This is a genomic window from Nocardioides sp. (assembly GCF_036401255.1).
Classification (GTDB): domain Bacteria; phylum Actinomycetota; class Actinomycetes; order Propionibacteriales; family Nocardioidaceae; genus Nocardioides.
This window is the reverse complement of record NZ_DASWVI010000123.1, coordinates 1-2,845: the sequence shown is the minus strand read 5'-3', so window position 1 is coordinate 2,845 and position 2,845 is coordinate 1. Positions and strand designations below refer to the sequence as shown.

The window sequence follows — 2,845 nt, the reverse complement described above, 5'->3', positions numbered from 1 at the left end:
GGCCGGTCGACGGCAACGCGGCGCGGTGCGCCGGCCGGGCCCGGGCTGGGCCGAGGAGTGCCGCGCGATGGTCGCGCTGGCCACCACCGGCGCCGCCGCCGAGGGTGAGAGCGACGAACGCCCCCTGGTCCTGCGCACGTGGTTCGCGACCGACGACGAGCTGTGGTCGGCCACGCCGCTGCCCGACGGCAGCACGGACGTGCGTCTCGCGCGACCCGGCGACCTCGCCGAGCTGCTGGTGTGGGACGTCACGGGCGCGCTGGAGCGGCTCGTGCACGAGGCGGCCACCCGATGAGCCTCACCCACGGGATGGACACGCTCGCCGGCCGCCAGGCCGGTGACCGGATCCGCGAGGGCTCCGACCAGATCATCGAGATCGCGCGGCGCCTCGACGCCGCGCTGATGTCCTTGGACTGGTCCGGCTCGGACGCCGACCGGGTCCGCGCGAGCTGGCAGGACCAGGAGCGGCCGGCGCTGGACCGCACCGCCCAACACCTCTCGGCGCTCGCGGTGCTGCTCGCTGCCGAGGCGGCCGCCCAGGACCACGCCTCCGACGCCGCGGCGGGTCCGGCCGCGACCGTCGGCGCGGGTACGGCGCCGCCTCCGCCGGGTGGACTGCTCGGCTGGCTGACCCGCCACCTCGGCGCGTTCTTCGCCGGGCTCGCCCACGCCGGGGAGCACGCCTCGGACTTCACCGGCAAGCTCGACGACGTCCTCACCGGCGAGCGGGACTGGTCGGTCGCGGCGTTGGCGGCGAGCGCGCTGTCGACGGTGGGCGCCGCTGCGGGTGCCGTCGTCAGCGGCGTCACCGGCGAGGACGCCCACTGGTTCGACGAGGGCCCCGGGGCGGCCGGCGACCCGGTGGCGGTGCCGACCGACCCGAGCCGGGCCAGCCAGTACCACCCCGTGCTGACCGGGCCGCGCGACCTGCCCTCGCTCATGCAGGGGGTGACCGACAGCTACCAGGTCGGCAGCGACCCGGCCAGCCACGGCGACGTCCGGGTGACGCGGATCGACCACGGCACCGGCGGCTCGGCGTACGTCGTCTCGATCCCCGGCACCGAGACCTGGACCCCAGCGGCGGGCGCCACCGGGCGCGACCTCACGGCCAACCTCCAGCTGGTCGCGGGCAACCCGACCGCGGCCGCCGAGTCCGTCGAGCTCGCGATGCAGCGCGCCGGCATCCCGCCGGGCGCGCCGGTCCTGCTGGTCGGCCACAGCCAGGGCGGCATCATCGCGGCGACGCTGGCGTCCGATCCGGCGTTCGTGCAGCGGTACTCCGTCTCCCACGTGCTGACCTACGGGGCCCCGATCGACCACGTCGCGATCGACCCGTCGGTCCAGGTCCTGCAGGTGCAGCACGGCCTCGACGTCGTGCCGCGTCTCGACCTGGGCGGGCTGAGCACCGGCCTCGACCCGTTCCCGGACCGCGAGACCACGGTGACGCTGGCCAGCCCCGGTCAGTTCTGGCAGCCGGCGATCAACCACAGCTACGTCGAGTACGCCCAGTCGGTGCGCGACGAGCTGGGTGCCGACACCGACGCCGGACGTATCCTCCGGGAGTACCAGTCCACGCTCGCCCCGTTCCTGGTCGGACCCGGGGGCAGCGCGACCGCCGTCGACGTCCCCGTCAGCCGAGGTGACCGCCCGTGACCCCGCCCCGGATCGCCCGGCTCTTCGGCCGCGGCCGCCCGGCGGAGGCGGACGTCACGGCCGCGGTCGCCACCGCGATCGGCGCGGTGCCGGGGGCCGCCGCGCACGACGTCGCCTACAACCACCTGCAGTACGCCGCCGGCGCGTTGAGCGGCACCGTCGAGGTGCCCGGAGCCGCGGTGTTCGACGAGGTGCTGCGGGCCGTGCACGCCGCCCTGGTCGAGCTGCTGGGCGACGACGCGGACCGGGTCGTGGTCTACCTGAGCGGCCGGACCCCCGACGGGACGACCGTGGCGCCCGCGGGTCTGGGCCTTCCCGACCGGCCCACCGGTCGCGACCTGGCCCGCCGGTACCGGTGAGCGGACGCACCTCACCGGGGCTCGGAAGTCAACCCTCGTTGGTCCTTGAACGTGCGCCGAATCAGGCGTAGACACGGAGTCACAGAACTCAACAGGGCAGCACGTGATCCGGGTACCCACGCGGCGATCTACCCTTCCTACAGGGCGCGTGTCGGTCGGGACCTTCCCGCGACAGCAGTCAGATGTTGCACGCCTGGTAACCATCGGAGTCACGTGTCAGCGACGGCACCCGGACCAATCACTTGCGAACGCCGGGTGCCGTTCGCATGTCCGAGGGCCGTGGTCTGCGACTCCGTCGCAGACCACGTCGCCCGAGGAGGTTGAGGGCGACCACGGCTGAGCCTGCGAAGCCGTGACGTCGCGTCTCGAAACCCAGTCGCCCAGGGGTCTCACCGACCCAGGTAGCGGCGAGGTGGTTTCGAGACGGCGCTGGCGCGCCTCCTCAACCACCGTGAGCCGAGGTGGTTACGAGACGGCGCTGGCGCGCCTCCTCGACCACCGTCACCTACCCGGAGGCCAGCCGCAGGGGGCTCGCCTCCGCGCCGGCGGCGTACGCCTCGGCGGCGTAGAGCAGCCAGGAGTGCACGCCGGCCTGCCCGCCGCCGGCGTAGCCGCGCAGGTTGGACTCGTACGCCGCCCGCAGCGCGAGGTGGCCGGCCTCGGGGACGACGAGCGACTTCTCGTCGACGCCGCGGGCGACGAGCACCAGCCGCTCGGCGGCGCGCGCCACGATCCCGTTGTGGGAGGGGAACGGCGCCGCGGTCGCGAGCTCGGCGTGCACGACCGCGGCGAGCACGAGCGCGGGCGCCGAGGTGGTGGCGGTCAGCAGCTCG

General features: G+C 74.8%; 3 protein-coding genes and 1 pseudogene. 3 read left to right on the top strand and 1 reads right to left on the bottom strand.

What is annotated here, in order from left to right:
- The 3 genes from VGD85_RS05510 to VGD85_RS05500 form a co-directional block, all read left to right on the top strand.
- Window positions 1-295, top strand: a 295-nt coding sequence (locus tag VGD85_RS05510) for a hypothetical protein (protein WP_331062440.1), incomplete at its 5' end; no start/stop codon positions are given.
- Window positions 292-1,653, top strand: coding sequence for a hypothetical protein (locus VGD85_RS05505; RefSeq protein WP_331062439.1), 1,362 nt, complete (start codon window positions 292-294; stop codon window positions 1,651-1,653). The genes VGD85_RS05510 and VGD85_RS05505, both read left to right, overlap by 4 nt.
- Window positions 1,650-2,012: a hypothetical protein gene (locus VGD85_RS05500; RefSeq protein ID WP_331062438.1), complete on the top strand. Its 363-nt coding sequence runs from the start codon at window positions 1,650-1,652 to the stop codon at window positions 2,010-2,012. The genes VGD85_RS05505 and VGD85_RS05500 overlap by 4 nt, the downstream gene beginning before the upstream one ends.
- Window positions 2,013-2,517: 505 nt before the next feature.
- Here VGD85_RS05500 and VGD85_RS05495 read toward each other — a convergent pair.
- Window positions 2,518-2,845, bottom strand: a pseudogene (locus VGD85_RS05495) (oxidoreductase); the annotation flags it as partial.

Coding starts and splice junctions, on each gene's coding strand:
- VGD85_RS05505 (WP_331062439.1), top strand. CDS start 292: ATGAGCCTCACCCACGGGATGGACACGCTCGCCGGCCGCCAGGCCGGT.